The organism is Sphaerisporangium krabiense (genome assembly GCF_014200435.1).
Classification (GTDB): domain Bacteria; phylum Actinomycetota; class Actinomycetes; order Streptosporangiales; family Streptosporangiaceae; genus Sphaerisporangium; species Sphaerisporangium krabiense.
Genome location: NZ_JACHBR010000001.1, coordinates 3,135,018 through 3,150,853, shown reverse-complemented (window position 1 = coordinate 3,150,853; position 15,836 = coordinate 3,135,018). Strand labels below are relative to the sequence as shown.

The 15,836-nt window shown below is 73.2% G+C and carries 16 protein-coding genes; 11 read left to right on the top strand and 5 right to left on the bottom strand.

Going from position 1 to position 15,836, the window contains the following annotated elements; translation table 11 throughout:
• Positions 1 to 98: 98 nt before the first annotated feature.
• Positions 99 to 1,067 carry an anti-sigma factor RsbA family regulatory protein gene (locus BJ981_RS14075; protein WP_184611529.1) on the top strand — a complete coding sequence of 323 codons (969 nt, stop codon included), beginning with the start codon at positions 99 to 101 and terminating at the stop codon, positions 1,065 to 1,067.
• Here BJ981_RS14075 and BJ981_RS14070 read toward each other — a convergent pair.
• Entirely contained in the window at positions 1,037 to 1,981 is a 945-nt protein-coding gene (locus BJ981_RS14070; protein WP_204070568.1) for a hypothetical protein, read from the bottom strand. The two genes, BJ981_RS14075 and BJ981_RS14070, sit on opposite strands and share 31 nt — an antisense overlap.
• 580 nt (positions 1,982 to 2,561) lie before the next feature.
• Here BJ981_RS14070 and BJ981_RS14065 point away from each other — a divergent pair.
• Positions 2,562 to 2,762 carry a hypothetical protein gene (locus BJ981_RS14065; protein WP_184611527.1) on the top strand — a complete coding sequence of 67 codons (201 nt, stop codon included), beginning with the start codon at positions 2,562 to 2,564 and terminating at the stop codon, positions 2,760 to 2,762.
• A 195-nt stretch (positions 2,763 to 2,957) separates the two neighbouring features.
• Here BJ981_RS14065 and BJ981_RS14060 read toward each other — a convergent pair whose 3' ends face one another.
• Both BJ981_RS14060 and BJ981_RS14055 read right to left on the bottom strand, forming a co-directional pair.
• Positions 2,958 to 3,440, bottom strand: coding sequence for a metallophosphoesterase family protein (locus tag BJ981_RS14060; RefSeq protein WP_184611525.1), 483 nt, complete (start codon positions 3,438 to 3,440; stop codon positions 2,958 to 2,960).
• 33 nt (positions 3,441 to 3,473) lie between these two features.
• Complete coding sequence (locus BJ981_RS14055) at positions 3,474 to 4,175, bottom strand: GntR family transcriptional regulator (protein ID WP_307837846.1); 702 nt, start codon at positions 4,173 to 4,175, stop codon at positions 3,474 to 3,476.
• Between the two features lie 266 nt (positions 4,176 to 4,441).
• On the opposite strand from BJ981_RS14055, the gene BJ981_RS14050 reads away from it, so the two are divergent.
• From BJ981_RS14050 to BJ981_RS14030, 5 genes are all read left to right on the top strand, one after another.
• Positions 4,442 to 5,725, top strand: coding sequence for an MFS transporter (locus BJ981_RS14050; protein WP_184611523.1), 1,284 nt, complete (start codon positions 4,442 to 4,444; stop codon positions 5,723 to 5,725).
• A gap of 77 nt (positions 5,726 to 5,802) precedes the next feature.
• Entirely contained in the window at positions 5,803 to 6,588 is a 786-nt protein-coding gene (locus BJ981_RS14045; protein ID WP_239139585.1) for a LamB/YcsF family protein, read from the top strand.
• Positions 6,585 to 7,205: a 5-oxoprolinase subunit B family protein gene (locus BJ981_RS14040; protein ID WP_184611519.1), complete on the top strand. Its 621-nt coding sequence runs from the start codon at positions 6,585 to 6,587 to the stop codon at positions 7,203 to 7,205. The genes BJ981_RS14045 and BJ981_RS14040 overlap by 4 nt, the downstream gene beginning before the upstream one ends.
• Positions 7,198 to 8,088 carry a 5-oxoprolinase subunit C family protein gene (locus tag BJ981_RS14035; RefSeq protein WP_184611517.1) on the top strand — a complete coding sequence of 297 codons (891 nt, stop codon included), beginning with the start codon at positions 7,198 to 7,200 and terminating at the stop codon, positions 8,086 to 8,088. The genes BJ981_RS14040 and BJ981_RS14035 overlap by 8 nt, the downstream gene beginning before the upstream one ends.
• A 114-nt stretch (positions 8,089 to 8,202) precedes the next feature.
• Positions 8,203 to 8,991, top strand: coding sequence for a putative hydro-lyase (locus BJ981_RS14030; RefSeq protein WP_204070567.1), 789 nt, complete (start codon positions 8,203 to 8,205; stop codon positions 8,989 to 8,991).
• 36 nt (positions 8,992 to 9,027) lie between these two features.
• On the opposite strand, the gene BJ981_RS14025 is transcribed toward BJ981_RS14030, so the two are convergent.
• On the bottom strand, positions 9,028 to 9,855 hold the full coding sequence (locus BJ981_RS14025; protein ID WP_204070566.1) for an SGNH/GDSL hydrolase family protein: 828 nt from the start codon (positions 9,853 to 9,855) through the stop codon (positions 9,028 to 9,030).
• Positions 9,856 to 10,078: 223 nt separating this feature from the next.
• Positions 10,079 to 12,640, bottom strand: coding sequence for a glycosyl hydrolase family 18 protein (locus BJ981_RS14020; RefSeq protein WP_184611515.1), 2,562 nt, complete (start codon positions 12,638 to 12,640; stop codon positions 10,079 to 10,081).
• A gap of 234 nt (positions 12,641 to 12,874) precedes the next feature.
• Between BJ981_RS14020 and BJ981_RS14015 the strand changes: the two genes are divergently transcribed.
• From BJ981_RS14015 to BJ981_RS14000, 4 genes are all read left to right on the top strand, one after another.
• A complete protein-coding gene (locus BJ981_RS14015) occupies positions 12,875 to 13,720 on the top strand; it encodes a (2Fe-2S)-binding protein (RefSeq protein WP_184611513.1) in 846 nt (281 codons plus the stop codon).
• Positions 13,717 to 14,496 carry a helical backbone metal receptor gene (locus BJ981_RS14010; RefSeq protein WP_184611511.1) on the top strand — a complete coding sequence of 260 codons (780 nt, stop codon included), beginning with the start codon at positions 13,717 to 13,719 and terminating at the stop codon, positions 14,494 to 14,496. Before BJ981_RS14015 ends, BJ981_RS14010 begins: the two co-directional genes overlap by 4 nt.
• A 14-nt stretch (positions 14,497 to 14,510) precedes the next feature.
• Positions 14,511 to 15,230, top strand: a complete 720-nt coding sequence (locus tag BJ981_RS14005; RefSeq protein ID WP_184611510.1) for an MgtC/SapB family protein — start codon at positions 14,511 to 14,513, stop codon at positions 15,228 to 15,230.
• Between the two features lie 81 nt (positions 15,231 to 15,311).
• Entirely contained in the window at positions 15,312 to 15,824 is a 513-nt protein-coding gene (locus BJ981_RS14000) for a DUF6789 family protein (protein ID WP_184611508.1), read from the top strand.
• Positions 15,825 to 15,836 lie beyond the last annotated feature (12 nt).

The following is a 15,836-nucleotide window of genomic DNA, read 5'->3' as shown; positions in this document are numbered from 1 at the left end:
ATGGCGGCGTGCCTGTACGGACCGCAGTGCTTCCCGGCGAAGGAGCTCGACCTGATGTCCACCGCGCATTCCGGCGCCACCGACCGCGACGCGCCGGCATGAACACGTCCCCGGCCGGCCCGTTCGAGCACATCGGGCTGCTCTACCGCGACGAGGACGAGTACGTGTCCCAGTGCGCGGCCTTCCTGGAGGAGGCGCTCGCCGCGGGCGGCCCGGCGCTGGTGGCCGTGCCCGGCGGCGGCGCGGCGATCCGCGCCCGGCTCGGGGCGCGGGCCGACGAGGTCGTCTTCAGGGACATGTCGGTCGCGGGCCGCAACCCCGGGCGCATCATCCCGTCGGTGCTGCTGGCCTTCGCCGAGGCCCACCCCGGACGCCGGGTTTGGGTCATCGGCGAGCCGATCTGGAAGGGCCGCACCGCGATGGAGTACCCGGCCTGCGCCGCGCACGAGGCGCTGATCAACGCCGCGTTCGCCGGTCGCGACGCCGTCATCCTCTGCCCGTACGACACCTCCCGGCTGGAGCCGTACGCGCTCGACGACGCCGAGCGCACGCACCCGGTCATGAGGGCCCCCGCCGGCTCCTGGCCGAGCCCGGCCTACACCGACCCGGTCGAGGCGGTCGCGCTGTTCGACCGGCCGCTGCCCGCGCCTCCCGCGCACGCCGCGTCCCACACCTTCAACGGGACGGGCGGGCTGCCGGGCGCGCGGGACTTCCTCGCGGAGCGCGGCGCGGCCGCGGGGCTCGGCGAGCGCCGGGTGGGCGAGCTGCTCATCGCGATGAACGAGCTGGCCACCAACACCGCCGAGCACACCTGCGGGCCTGGCACGGTGACGGTCTGGGTGGAGGACGGCGCGCTGGTGTGCCAGCTCGACGACTCCGGCCTGCTCGACGACCCGCTCGCCGGCCGTGTCCCGCCCCCGGACACCGCGACGCGGGGCCGGGGGCTGATCATCGTCAACGAGCTGGCCGATCTCGTGCGCGTGCACCGCCGCCCGTCCGGCACGAGCATGCGCCTCCACTTCGACCTGGCGGGCGCCTACCAGCCGGCGACGGGGTACCAGCCGTAGCCGAACATCGACGGCAGGCGGATGTCCCAGTAGATCACCGTGAACGCGCCGGCGACGAGGAACGCGACCGCCGCCACCGTGGCCAGCCGCGCCGGCCTGGCCGCCAGCCATTGGGCGAAGCGGCCCCGGGCGGCGAGCATGAGGATGGCGAACAGCACGGCCATCACCACGACGTTGCCGAGCGACTGCAGGACGAACACCGCGGCGCCGTACAGGGCGTTGTGGGTCTCGGCCGCGTAGACGAACAGCTTGTGGAACAGCGGGAACGGGCGGCCGATGAGGAACCCGCCGACCAGCGCGCCGAGCACGACCAGGCGGACGTTCGGGAAGCGGCGCTCGAGGCCGGCCAGCGGGTCCGGGAGGATCTTGATGGTGGCGAGGCCGAGCCAGATGAACGCCAGCCCGATGATCCCGAAGACGACGGACGCCTGGAGCAGCCGGACGGGGAGGCCGTTCCCGACGGTCGCCTGCGACAGCTGCGGCAGGCGCTCGCCGAGCAGCGCGCCGACGGCGCCGTACACGCCGCTGACCACGACCATGCCGAGCGCGAGGCGGCTGAGCGGGCGTAAGGTCTCGCGCAGCCGGTCGCGCCAGGTGGCGCCCTCGCGGACGAGGGGGATCACCGCGCCGAACGCGGCGACGTTGCAGGCGGTGAACGTGCCGGCCAGCCCGGACACGAACGCGAAGACGGCCCCGGCGACGACGCCGGTGATGGCGGTGCCCTTGGCGTCGTGGCCGAGCAGGGTGTTGGCGACGTTGTCGCCGATGACGCTGTCCACGAAGTGGAAGGACCACAGGGACGCGAGGACCGCGCCCGCGAGGACGCTGAGCAGGACCAGGCGGGCCCGGCCGTGGGGGACGACGGCGGTGGAGTCGGAGGGACGGTGGCTTCCGGCGGCTTGGATGGAGCTCATGGCACACCCTCACAAGACAGATCTACTGGGGGGAGTCAGGCGGACACGTCGCCGATGGGTGATCAGTTGCCTCTGTGACTCTCGGATCCGGAAAAGCTCAGCGTCAAGGCAAGGATCCCCTATAGGGGTGTATTAATGGCATTGTGCTGGTTTAGGGGTCTTTCGCGGCGCCTGATAAGGGGTGTCATACGGGTACCGAATTCGCGATGAGTACGGTGAGATTTCCGGCACAGCCGAACAGCACCCAGGCGGTCATCGACGGCGCGCGTCACCCCCGAGCGCACCGGACGCGCCGGCCGGCCCGGCGAGCCGGCTCCGCGCGCGAGGCCGCGCCCGGACCCGTCCGAGCCCCCGCCGCCCCCGCCGCCCCCGCCGCCCCGGCGCGCCGTCCCGCCCGCCCCAGGCGTCCGGCGCTTTCCCATGCCTCCCACGAACGCGTGCCGCAATCCGCTATCGAGCATCGGCTTTCGGGGCTTGGCGGACCGATAGGGACTGGATAGCGACCCCTATTAGCTTCTGAATCGCGAACAGGGAAACGGCACGGACGTGAGCCGCAGGGCCACAGACGAGGGGTCAGCAGATGCGAAGCGCCATCAAGAACACCGCCACCCGGATCGTCGTCGTCGCGGTCGTCATGACGGGGGGCGGCGCCGCGCTCGCCACCGCCGCCATCGCCGGAACCGCCCAGCCCACGGCGGTCGCGCACCTGGCCGACGGCGAAGTGGCCCCCACCCCCACCCCGACCCCCACGAACCAGAACGGCAACACCCCCTGGGGATGATCGCCACGCCTGGCGGGGCATGGAGACGGTCGGAGCCGAGGCTCCGGCCGTGTTCTATTTGGGCCCCCCTATTCGGCGCCCCCGCGACCCCGCCCCCCGTTTCCTCGAATACGCGCCGCGGACACCGTGCCGTCACCGGGAATCGACCGCGGCGCCATTGAGGAATAGGCGGCGCCGCGTCGTGAATTCACGGCGTCAGGTGACCGGCACGATCCGCGCCGACACGAGCCGCCCGCGCTCGACGCACAGCAGGCCGAGCGTGCCGTGCGGCTGGCGGCGGCGGTCGGTCGGCGAGCCCGGGTTGAAGATGCGCAGGTCGTCCTCCTCGTGGTCGAGGGGGATGTGCGAGTGGCCGAAGACGACCAGCCGCGCGTCGGGGAAGCGCCGCCGCATGCGCGCCCAGCGCCCGGCCGCCGCGCCGCTGTCGTGGATCATCGCCACCTTCAGCCCGTCCAGCTCCAGCTCCAAGGTCTCCGGGGCGGCGATGTCGGGGCCGTCGTTGTTGCCCTTGACCACGTGGACCGGCGCGAAGGCCGCCAGCTCGTCCAGCACCGAGGCCGTGCACACGTCGCCCGCGTGCAGGATCACGTCCGCCCCGCGCAGGTGCTCGGCCACCCGGGGCGGGCATCCCTTCCAGCGCCGGGGCGCGTGGGTGTCGGACAACGCCACCACGTTCATGGAGCCCCCAACCGGCGCGGCGGCGCGGCGCGCCTACTCCCCCGCGTTCGCGTGCGCCTCGACGAGCTGCCGCTCGGCGTCGGCGAGATAGCCGGCCAGCAGGCGCTCGGCGCCCGCGGCGTCCCCCGCCTCGATCAGCTTCAGGATCTCATGGTTGCGGGCCGCGTACGGGCCGTGGAACGCGCGCGGGTTGCTCATGGCGAGGAAGGTCAGCCGCAGCTCGGCGAGGACCTGGCGCATCATCTCGTCGAGCCTCTCGCTGCCCGCCAGCGCGACCAGGCCCTGGTGGAAGCGCATGTTGGCGCTGCCGACGTCGTGCCAGCGCTCGCCGGCCGCCGCGCGGCCGGCCTCCTCCAGCGCCTCGCGCAGGCGGTCGAGCGCGGCGGGCGGCGGCGGCACGGCCTCGCGGATCGCGGCGCACTCCACCAGCCTGCGGACGCGGTACAGGTCGACGACGTCGCCGGCGGTGAGACGGCGGACGAAGACGCCGCGGTTGAGCTGGTGGACGAGCAGGCGCTCGTGGGACAGCAGGCGGAACGCCTCGCGCAGCGTGTTGCGCGACACCTGGAGCGCCGCGCCGATCGACTCCTCGGACAGTCGCTCGCCGGGCGCGAAGACGCCGTCGATGATGCGCTCGCGCAGCAGCGACGCCACACGCTCGGCGGTGCTGGTGCGCCCGAGCAGGTCACGGTCCATCGCGAGGCGCCGGTCCGCGCGATCCGCACTGTCGATCACAAGCCTCACCCTTCCTGGGCTCGCATCGTAGCACTTGTCATATTGTTCAACGATCCTCAAAGAGGATTGCTCAGAAGTGGGCTCGTCAGATTGTTGAAATGGAGGACACGCCAATGTACCGTGAGCGTCACCAGCCACTGACAGGGCGCCACGGCGCCCTCCCCCGCCCGGCGGCGCCCTCCCGCCGCACGGACGGCGGCCGGCGGCGGACACGCACGGCGAACAGTTAGGACACGCAGGCCGGACATCGAAGATCGAGGTGCGCGATGACGACATCGTCCACGCCGGAACCCACGGTGGAAGTCCCCCAAGATCGGCACGGCACGACGTTCCTCGCCTGGTACACCACCCTCGGCCGCAAGGGCCGCAAGGCGTTCACCGGAGCCTTCCTCGGCTACGGCCTCGACTCCTACGACTTCTGGGTCCTGCCTCTCGGCCTCGTCGCCATCGCCGGCGCCTTCGGCCTCACCACCGGGCAGACCGGCCTCCTCACCACCGCCACGCTCGTGTCCTCGGCGCTCGGCGGCATCCTCGCGGGCGTCCTCGCCGACCGTCTCGGCCGCGCCAGGACCCTGATGATCACCGTCACCACGTACGCGATCTTCACGGCGCTGTGCGGTCTGGCCCCGAACTACGAGACGCTGCTGGTCTTCCGCGCCCTCCAGGGCCTCGGCTTCGGCGGCGAGTGGGCCGCCGGCGCGATCCTGGTCGCCGAGTACGCCGCCGCGCGCCACCGGGGCCGCACGGTCGCGGTCGTCCAGTCCGCCTGGGCCGTCGGCTGGGGCCTCGCCGTCGCGGTCTACACGGTCGTGTTCATGGTCGCCGACGAGGGCCTCGCCTGGCGCGTGCTGTTCTTCACCGGCGCGCTGCCCGCGCTCCTCGTCCTCTACGTCCGCCGCAACGTCACCGACGCCCCCGCCTTCGCCGGACGGCAGGCCCCCGCCGGCCGCGTGCCCGTCCTCGCGATCTTCCGGGGCGGCCTGCTGCGCACCACGCTGTTCGCGACGCTGCTGGCCACCGGCGTCCAGGGCGGCTACTACACGCTGGCGACCTGGGTGCCGACCTTCCTCAAGACCGAGCGCGGCCTGTCGGTGATCGGCACCGGCGGCTACCTGGCCTTCCTCATCACCGGGGCGTTCTGCGGCTACCTGACCGGCGGGTTCTTCACCGACCGCATCGGCCGCAAACCGACGTTCGCCCTGTTCGCCGTGCTCAGCGGCGCGCTGATCCTGCTGTACACGGGGCTGCCCGCCGAGGCCGGCCGGTACGTCATGGTCCTGGGCTTCCCGCTCGGGTTCTGCTCGTCGGCGATCTTCTCCGGCTTCGGCGCCTTCCTGTCCGAGCTGTACCCGGGCCACGTCCGGGGCACCGGGCAGGGCTTCGCCTACAACGTCGGCCGCGGCGTCGGCGCGTTCTTCCCCACCGTCATCGGGTACCTGGCCGAGAACTACGACGTCGGCGGCGCGATGGCGTTCGGCGCCCTGGCCTACGCCATCGCGGTCGTGGCCCTCGCCGGGCTGCCGGAGACCCGGGCGCGGCGGCTCGGCTGACACCCGCCGCACGGCCCTGGCGAGGGCGGACCACACTGGAAAAAGAAGCAGCGAACCGGAGCCCGACAATGTCTCCCGTGATCACGACGATCGACCTCAACTCCGACCTCGGCGAAGGTTTCGGCCGGTGGGACCTCGGCGACGACGAGGTACTCCTCGGCATCGTCACCAGCGCCAACGTGGCGTGCGGCTTCCACGCGGGAGATCCGACCATCATGCGGCGCACGTGCGCGACGGCGGTCGCGCACGGCGTCGCGATCGGCGCCCAGGTGAGCTACCGCGACCTGGCGGGCTTCGGCCGGCGCTTCATCGACGTGCCGCCCGAGGCCCTGGCCGACGAGATCCTCTACCAGATCGGCGCCCTGGACGCGTTCGCGCGGCTGGCCGGAAGCCGGGTGCGCTACGTCAAGCCGCACGGCGCGCTCTACAACGCGATCGTGCACCACGAGGCCCAGGCGGCCGCCGTCGTCGAGGCCGTGCGCGCCTACGATCCCGCCCTGCCGGTGCTCGGCCTGCCCGGCTCGGCGTGGCTGCGGCTGGCCGAGAAGGCCGGCCTCGCCACGATCGCCGAGTTCTTCGCCGACCGCGCCTACACCTCGCAGGGGACGCTCGTGCCGCGTGACCGTCCCGGCGCGGTGCTGCGCGATCCCGACGTGGTGGCTAGCCGCGTCCTGAGCCTGGCGCGGGGCGAGCCGGTGGCGGCGGCGGACGGCACACCGCTGCGGCTGCGGGCCGGCTCCATCTGCGTGCACGGCGACAGCCCCGACCCGGTGCCCATGGCGCACCGGATCCGGGAGACGCTCACCGCCGCGGGCGTGACGCTGGCCCCGTTCACCAGGGGCGCGGGCGGGGAGCGTCCATGAGCCCGCGCTTCCGGCGCTGCGGCGACCGTGCCGTCCTGGTGGAACTGGGCGGCGCGGCGGAGGTCCTCGCCCTGTACGACACCCTCTCCACCGACCCGCCGCCGGGGGTGACCGAGATCCTGCCCGCCGCCCGCACCCTGCTCGTGCGCTTCGAGCCCCCGGCGCACCGGGGAACGGTCGAGGCGGCGGTGCTGAGCGCGCCCCCGTCCCGGGGACGCCGCGCGGGGGCGGGCGAGGTGACCGTGCCCGTCGTGTACGACGGCGCCGACCTCGCCGACGTGGCGGCCCTGACCGGGCTGTCGGAGCGCGAGGTGGTGACGGCGCACACGGGCACGCCGTGGACGGTGGCGTTCTCCGGGTTCGCCCCCGGCTTCGCCTACCTGGTCGGCGGCCACCCCCGGCTGCGGGTCCCGCGGCGGACCGAGTCGCGGGTGCGGGTACCGGCGGGCGCGGTGGCGCTGGCCGCCGGGTTCAGCGCGGTGTACCCGCGCGAGTCGCCGGGCGGGTGGCGGCTCATCGGCCGCACGGAGCTCACCGTGTGGGACGTCCACGCCGACCCGCCCGCGCTGCTGCGCCCCGGCATGCGGGTGCGGTTCGCGGAGGCGCGGGATGGGTGAGGCGGTGCGACTGCTGGAGGTCGTCGCGACCGGGCCGCTGGCGAGCGTCCAGGATCTCGGGCGTCCCGGGCGGGGCGACCTCGGCGTGGGACGCTCGGGCGCCGCGGACCGGGGCGCGCTGCGCCTGGCCAACCGGCTGCTCGCCAACCCCGAGGGCGCCGCCGCGCTGGAGGTCACCTTGGGCGGGCTGGCCGTGCGCGCCCACGGCGACCTGCTGGTGGCGCTGAGCGGGGCATCGTGCCCCGCGACGGTCACCTACGCCTCGGGGCGGGCGCGCGGCATCGGCCACCACGCGGTCGAGCGCCTGCCGGACGGCGCGACGCTGCTGCTCGGCGTGCCGAGAAGCGGCCTGCGCACCTACCTGGCGGTGCGCGGCGGGCTGGACGTGCCGGAGGTGCTCGGGTCACGGGCCACCGACATGATGGCGGGCCTCGGCCCGGAGCTGCCCCGGCCCGGCACGCTGCTGCCGGTGGGGCCGCCGCCGGACCGGTTCCCCGGCGTCGAGTTCGCGCCGGTCGCCGAGCCGGGCGAGGAGGCGCCGGTGCTCGGCGTGCTGCCCGGGCCGCGCGACGACTGGTTCGGCGCCGACGCGCTGCGGGTGCTGTGCTCGGCGGCGTACGAGGTCACGGCGGACAGCAACCGGGTCGGCATGCGCCTGCGCGGCCCGGCCCTGGAGCGGGTGCGCGGAGAGGAGCTTCCCCCGGAGGGCATGGTGCCGGGCGCGCTCCAGGTGCCGCCGTCGGGGCAGCCGACGCTGTTCCTGGCCGACCATCCGGTGACCGGCGGCTATCCGGTGATCGCGGTGCTGTGCTCGCGCGACGTGGACCGCGCCGCGCAGGTGCGCCCGGGGCAGCGGATCCGGTTCCGGCTCCGCGCACGATGACGGCCCGCCCTCGGGCGGCCGGATCGGGGGGCGATCGCGGCGATGTGGCCGCGACGCGGGGACGGCGGTGGCGTGCCACCGCCGTTCGTACGGTACGGCGAGATGGAAGGGACGATGACAGTGCTCGACCCGGCGATGGTGCCCCCGCGCGACGCGCGCGCCGCCTTCCGCGACGGCCTGGTGACCCCCACCGCGGGCTGGTCGGCGGGATGGGCGCAGGCGAACCTGCTGGCGCTGCCCAAGGACCGCGCCTACGACTTCCTGCTGTTCGCGCAGCGCAACCCGAAGGCGTGCCCGGTGCTCGACGTCACCGAGCCCGGGGAGATCTCGGCCTCGATCTTCGACGGCGACCTGCGCACCGACCTGCCCGCCTACCGCGTCTACGAGCACGGCGAGCAGGTGGCCGAGGTGGGCGACGTGCGGGACCACTGGCGTGACGACCTGGTGTGCTTCCTGATCGGCTGCAGTTTCACCTTCGAGGCGGCCCTGCTGGACGCGGGCGTGCCCGTCCGGCACCTGGAACGCAAGAGCAACGTCCCGATGTACCGGACGAACCGGGCGTGCCGTCCGGCGGGGACGCTGTCGGGGCCGCTGGTGGTGTCGATGCGGCCGGTGCCGCCCGAGCTGGTCGCGACCGCGGTGCGGGTCACGTCCCGCTACCCGGCCGTGCACGGCGCCCCGGTGCACGTGGGCGACCCGGCGGCGCTGGGCGTCGCCGACCTCGGCCGGCCCGACTACGGCGACCCGGTGGAGGTGCGGCCGGGCGAGATCCCGGTGTTCTGGGCCTGCGGGGTGACGCCACAGGCGGCCGTGGCCGCGTCACGGCCGCCCTTCGCGATCGGGCACGCGCCCGGCCACATGGCGATCACCGACGTGCGCGACAGCGCCTACGCCGTGCCATGACGGCGCCGTGACGGCGCCGTGGCCGGCGCCTGAAGGTCACCAGCCGTACCCGGCGGCGTAGGTGACGGCGGCGAGCGCCTTCTGGCCGGTGGCGTTGGGGTGGAAGTAGTCCCAGGTGCTGATCTCCGAGAGCGTGAAACGGTAGGCGAAGACGGCGCCGCCGTCGTACCGGCACGTCGGCCGTTCGCCGCAGACGCGGGCGAGCACGGCGTTGAAGTCGGCGGCGCGCTGCCGCACGCGGTCGCGCCGCGCGACGTCGGCCGCGGCGGTGGATCGGGGGTTGGCCAGCAGCGACTGGCAGATGCCGAACGTCGACCAGGCGGTGCGGGCGGCGAGGTCGCCCTTGCCGACCTCCCAGAGCCGTTTCACGTCGGGAACGCTGGCCACGAAGACCAACGCCTGCGGCAGGCCGTCGGCGAGGGTCTGGACGGCGGCGCGGAAGCGGGTCTCGAAGTCGGCGACCGAGGTCATGGCCGACTCCGACGAGGTGCACACGTCGTTGGCCCCGACGAGGATCGTGACGTAGCCGACGCCCTGCGACACCGCGCGCTGGGCCTGGCCCGCCATGTCGGCGACCTTGGCGCCGGACACCGCGTCGTTGTAGGCGGCCAGGGACGGCGAGACGCCCCGGATGCGCAGGTAGTGGCTCTCGATCGAGCCGGTGGAGCCGGTGGACCACGATCGTGAGGGGCAGTCGACGTAGAAGCCGCAGGAGTTGAAGGCGCGGGTGATGGAGTCGCCCATCGAGGCCATGGCGGCCGGGGGCGGCGGGGCGGCGGCGGCCGGGGCGGCGGTCGCGGTCGCGAGGGTCAGGCAGGCGGCGAGGGCGGTGAGGGCGAGGAGGGTACGGCGCAGGGGGTGCAAGCGGGCCTCCTGGGGTCATCCCCCGAGTGGCGACATTGCTCAGAATGTCGGCCCGCTTTGCCCGATTGACAAGCTGACTCTACATATTACTGACCAGTTGGTAACAAGGTCGGCGTCCGGCGCGCGCCGGTTCCGCGCCCGAAAGCCGTCCGGCCGGCCGCCACGAGGGCGACCGGCCGGACTCGTCCATCTCGGCGCCCGTCGTCGGACGCCGTCGCGCGCTTTACTTCAGAGCCGCGTCCAGGGCCGTGGTGAGCGTGCCCGGGTCACCGGACATCTCCCAGATCATCGCCCCGAGCAGGTTCTTGGAGCGCAGCCACGCGGCCTTCTGCTGGATCGCCCACACGTCGTCGAACGTCCACCACTGCCCGCCGTTGCCGGTGTAGCAGTACGTGGCGACCGCCACCGTGTCGTGCTTCACCGTGCAGTTCGGCACGCTGGCGAGGAGGTTGGAGTACCCGCGGGTGCCCGCCTCCTCCTGGAACTGGCCGGGCGCCGCGCCGGTGGCGGACTGCCACTCGCCGCTCTTGCCGCCGTCGGCCACACCCTGCCAGCCACGCCCGTAGTAGGCGAGACCGATGGTGATCTTACGGGGGTTCACGCCGACCTTGAGGTACTCGTTGACCGCGTTCTCCACGCTGAAGTGGAAGTTGTACGGGTCGTCGGCGTCGGCGTACAGGTTGCCCTGGTGGCCGGTGCGGTTCGGCTCCCACGAGTTGTCGCTGCCGGCGCCGTGGAAGTCGTAACCCTGGACGTTGAAGATGTCCAGCGACTTGGCGACCTCGGGCAGGTCCCAGCCGGCCGCGATCTTCGCCGGGTCGGCGGGAGTGAACGCGGTGAGCTGGTAGCGCTTGCCCGTGGTCTTGGTGAGCTCGTCGAGCTGCTTGCGGAACTCGGCGATCAGCAGGGTGTTGTTCGCCTTGTCGTTCGCACCGATGTGGTTGCCCGCGTGCCCCTCGGCGCCCGGCCACTCCCAGTCGAGGTCGATGCCGTCGAAGATGCCCGCGGCGCTGCCCGGACCGCCCGCGGCGTTGTAGACGGGCAGGTTGCCCTTGATGTAGGTGTCGATGCAGGAGGCGACGAACTTCTTACGCGAGGCGTCGGTGGCCGCCACGTCGGAGAAGTACTTGGAGTACGTCCAGCCGCCGATCGAGATGAGGATCTTGAGGTTGGGGTACTTGACCTTGAGCTTCTTGAGCTGGTTGTAGTTGCCGCGCAGGCCTTCCCAGCCGGTGTCGCCCTGGCCGTCCACGGACTGGGCGGCGCTCATCGGACGGCCGTAGTCGGCGTCCGCGTCGCCCGCGCCGTCGCCCTGGCTCGGGTCCTGCGGGTTCTGCGTGGTGCCGCGGGTCACGCCCTGCAGACAGGTCAGGTTCTGCGGGTCGATGTTGGCGAACGCGTAGTTCAGGTGGGTCAGCTTGGCGGCGACGCCGGTCGTGTCCAGGTTCTTCACGAAGTACTGGCGGCCGTAGATGCCCCACTGGACGAAGTAGCCGACCCGGGCGTACCCGCTGCCGATCACGTCGGTGGTGCTGACCTTGAGCGGGGCGCTCGCGGCCGACACGTTGTCGTACAGGTCGCGCGCCCGCACGGTGAAGGTGTACTCCGTGGACGGCGACAGGCCGGTGACCTTGGCCGAGGTGCCGAGCACGCTCAGGGCCAGCGTCGAGCCGTTGTAGATGTCGTACCCGGCGACACCGGTGTTGTCGGTGGAGGCGTTCCAGGCGAGCGAGACCTCGGCGGGGCCGGTGGCCGTGCTGCGCAGGTTGCCGGGCACGCTCGGCGGCGCGGTGTCGTCGGAGGGGTTGCTGGTCTTCACCGACAGCGCCGCGCTGGCCGGGGACAGGTTGCCCTTGCGGTCCTTGGCCTTGACCGTGAAGGAGTAGTCGGTGTTCGGGGTGAGGCCGGTCACCGTCGCGCTGGTGTCGGCGACCTCAAGGGCGAGCGTGCTGCCCTGGAAGATCTGGTAGGCGACGACCGGCAGGCTGCCGCCGGTGGAGGCGTCCCAGGCGAGCGAGACGGTCTTGGTGGTCTTGACCGTCGAACGCAGGTTGCCCGGCGCGCCCGGCGCGGTGTCGGGACGGCCGTCGCAGCGCACGTCGTTGACCCGGCAGTTCGACGGCGTGGCCGAGGCGCTGCTCAGGGTGAACGAGGGGCTGTAGGGGTCGGTGGTCCGGCCTGCGCCGATCGTGGTGTTGTAGTAGGCCGGGTTCAGCGTGACGTGCGTCCCGCTCTGGCTGATCGCGCCGTTGTCGGCCGCGCTGGCGGTGACGCCCGCCGGCAGGTCGAAGGTGATGGACCAGCCGTTGAGCGCGGTGGTGGAGTTGTTGCTGACGACGTAGGTGCCGCGGCTGCCCGAGGCCAGGTACGTCGCGCTCAGCGCCGCGGGGGGCGGCGGGTCGTCGCCGCTGCCGTCACAGTTGGCCCCGTTGATCGTGCAGTTCGTCGGCTGGACCGCCGAGCTCAAGTTGAACGTGGGGCTGTAGGGCTCGGTGTTCCCGTTCGCCTTGACGGTGGCGATGTAGAACGCCGGGGTGAGCCGGACGTGGGTCCCGCTCTGGTTGATCGTGACATGCTGGGGACTGCTGGCCGTCACTCCGGACGGCAGGTCGAACTCAAGCGACCAGTTGGAGATGGCTGTGGTGCCCGGGTTGGTCACGACGTACTTCCCCTGATTACCAGTCAGGGTGAACGCCGCGGTCAAGCGGGCGGCTGCCGCGTTCGCAGGGATCGCCAGGGCGGTCGCTACGAGCGCCAGCAGCACTACGAGGGAGAATCGGCGCATGTGGGGGGCTCTTCCTTTAGGAAAGTTTCCTAAGAGTTTGAGCGAAAGATAACTCCGGCGCCTTCACTGGGCAAGACCCAAAACGGTCAAGCTCCGCTGAGAAGACGATCAGTCCAGAAAACCGCCCTGTCCGAGGGCCGCCCACCCGCCCCCGAAACCCACCTTCCCCTGCCGTCCCGCGGGAGCCGGGGGGGCGGGCATGACGGGCGGCGTCCGGTGACGAAGAATGCCGGTGTGACGACTACGCCGCCCCCGGACGACCCGGTGCCCGCCGGCCCCGGCGCGGTCGCGACGGCGCTGGCCGACCTCTCGGCCATGGGCCCGTACTTCGCGATCGAGACCGGCCCCGGCCGCGACGACGAGATCCTGTGGCGGCCGCTGCGCGACCTGCCCCGCGACACCGAGGCCCTGCGCGCGAGGGTCACCGACTTCGAGCGGCGCCTCGGCACGCCGGAGAGCAGGGTCGCGGCGTCCATCCTGTTCCAGGGCCTGGCGGCCCGGCTGTGGTCGCCGGTCGTCGGCGTGGCCGCCGGGCACGGGCTGATCCCGGAGGACGCCCCGGACGGCCTGCTCTGGCGCCCGGCCGCGACCGGGCCGCTCCCCCTCTGGGCTTCTCCCGCCCTCCGGTGGGCGGCCGTCCCGGGGCATCCCGGACCGGAAGACATCGGACCATCTCCCGCCTGGACCCGCCGGGCCGCCGGCCTGGTCTACCGGGCCGTCGTGACCGAAACGCTGGAGCCCCTGACCCGCGCCATGCTCGGCATCACCAAGATCGCGCCCGCGCTGCTGTGGGGCAACGCCGCCGCCGCGCTGGCCGGCGTCCTGCGCACGCTGCCCCGGGGCAGGCCCGTCCTCGCGGCGGCCGCGGCCGGGCTGGCCGGTGAGGTGCTGCGGCTCGGCGTCCTCGCCGAGGCGGGACGGCTCGCGCGGCCGCGGCCCGGCGCCTACTTCTACGTCCGCGCGAGCTGCTGCCTGTACTACCGCGTGCCCGGCGGCGGCTACTGCGACGACTGCGCCCTGATCTCGTCCGACGACCGCACGGCGCGGTGGACGCGGGCCACGGCGGGGAGCGCGTCATGACGCCGCGCGACGACCTCGGATCGCCCGTCCCGGTGCCGGCCCGGGTGCGCCGGGTCGTCTCGCTGGTGCCCTCGCTCACCGACGCCGTCGCGGCCACGGCCCCCGGCCTGCTCGTGGGGGCGACCGACTGGTGCTCGCACCCGGAGGGGCTGGACGTCGCCCGGGTGCGCGGCACCAAGAACCCCGACGTGGCCCGCGTGATCGCCCTCGCCCCCGACCTGGTCGTGGCCAACGAGGAGGAGAACCGGGTCCCGGACCTGGACGCGCTGCGCGCCGCGGGCGTCCCGGTGTGGGTCACCGTCGTCCGCACCCTGGACGACGCGCTCGCCTCGCTGCGGCGGATGCTGGTCACCGCCATGGGCCTGCCCGAGCCGGACTGGCTGCGCGCCGCCGCGGCGGCCTGGCGGGACCTCCCGGCGCCCGAACCGCGCCCCGCGGTGATCCCGGTGTGGCGCAAGCCGTGGATGGTCGCCGGCCGGGACACCTTCGCCGGGGACCTGCTGCTGCGCCTCGGCGTCCGCAACCTCTTCGCCGGCCACCCCGAGCGGTACCCCAGGATCCCGCTGCCCGAGCTGCTGGCGGCCGATCCCGCCCTGGTCGTGCTGCCGGACGAGCCGTACCGCTTCACCGCCGAGGACGGCCCCGGCTTCTTCCCCGGCGTTCCCGCGGCCCTGGTCAGCGGGCGCCACCTCACCTGGTACGGCCCGTCGCTGGCCGAGGCGCCCGGCGTGCTCTCCGACGCGCTCCGCGCCGCCGTCCCTTTCGCCGGGGATTGAACTAATCTAGATCGATGGTGCTGCGATCCGCCGTCGACCTCACCGGCCAGGGCTGGGTCCAGATCGGCGAGCTCGCGCTGGCGTTCGTGCTGTCCGCGGCGATCGGCGCCGAGCGTGAGGCGCGGCAGAAGAGCGCGGGGCTGCGCACCCACACCTCGGTCGGGTTCGCGGCGGCCCTGATCATGATCGTGTCCAAGTACGGTTTCAGCGACGTGCTCGGCGACCACGTCACGCTCGACCCCTCCCGGGTGGCCGCGCAGATCGTGTCGGGCATCGGCTTCATCGGCGCGGGCCTGATCTTCATCAGGCGCGACGCCGTGCGCGGGCTCACCACGGCCGCGACGATCTGGCTCACGGCGGCGGTCGGCATGGCGGCGGGGGCGGGCCTGTGGCTGCTCGCGCTCATCGTCACCGCCGGGCACTTCACCCTGATGTTCCTGCTCGGCCCGCTGGCCCGGCGGCTGCCGGTGTCGAGGTTCGCCCCCACGCGGCTCCACCTGCGCTACGTCGACGGCAGGGGGGTGCTGCGCACGGTGATGGCGGCCTGCGCGGACGAGGGGTTCACCCTGAGCGAGGTCGCCGTCGACCAGCAGGCGCGGCCGGAGCCGGGGACGGTGACCCTGTGGCTGACCGTCCAGGGGTCCGGCTCTCCGGCGCGCCTGGTCGCGCGGCTCAGCGAGATCGACGGGGTGCTCGCGGTGGCCGGCCAGGACGCCGACTCGGCGTTCCTCTAAATTCAACAGATTTCCTGCTATATGACCGTGACCAGCGATTTCGCGGGGTTTGTCGTGCCGGGCGCCGGGCACGTAGCGGCAATGACGCGCAACCTTGTGGAGGGCGCCGTCAGCGGTCTCCTCGCCACGGCCGCCTTCACCACCGTGATGCTCGCGGGCGAACACCTGGGCCTGCTCGGCGAGCCGCCGCCGCAGCGCATCATCCGGTCGGCGCTGCCCGGCTCCAAGCACCGCGCCAAACGGGGAGAGCACGTGCTGAGCGGCGCGGCGCACTTCGCGTTCGGCGGCGCCGGCGGGGCCCTGTTCGCCCTCGCCACCGGCCGCCGCCGGGCCCGCGCCGTGCCGGGGGCCGCGTACGGCCTTCTGATCTGGGCCGTAAGCTATGAATGGTGGGTGCCGGCCCTCGGCCTGCATCAACCCGCCCACCGCGACCGGCCCGGCCGGCAGGTCGTCATGGCGGCGGGCCACGTCGTCTACGGCGCGTCCCTGGCCTTCTTCCTGAACCGCCTGCGCCGGCGCTTCGACCATGAGCAGACCGCGCCCGAACGGGCGCACTCCCCCGCACACGCCGCCCCCGAGGGCGCCGTGCAGTAGCCCGCGACCCCC